This window comes from Streptomyces sp. TRM49041 (genome assembly GCF_008271805.1).
Classification (GTDB): Bacteria; Actinomycetota; Actinomycetes; order Streptomycetales; family Streptomycetaceae; genus Streptomyces.
This window is the reverse complement of record NZ_VSRY01000077.1, coordinates 1-230: the sequence shown is the minus strand read 5'-3', so window position 1 is coordinate 230 and position 230 is coordinate 1. Positions and strand designations below refer to the sequence as shown.

The window sequence follows — 230 nt, the reverse complement described above, 5'->3', positions numbered from 1 at the left end:
CGCAGGGCGGGTATGAACGCGGCTTCGGTGTCGTCCTGAACACACTGCCTGGCCATCGCGGTCAACACCGCGTCCGGACCCAGTTCCAGGAACCGGCGTACGCCCAGCTCCCACAGCGTGCGCACACCATCGGCGAAGCGGACCGACTGACGCACATGCCGCACCCAGTACTCCGCATCGAACGCCGGCACCACCTCACCCGACACATTGGAGACCACCGGGATACGGGG

General features: G+C 67.0%; 1 protein-coding gene. It reads right to left on the bottom strand.

Annotated elements, in window-relative coordinates:
• The coding region (locus FVS66_RS05840; protein WP_149179918.1) for a hypothetical protein at window positions 1-230 on the bottom strand (230 nt) is incomplete at both ends.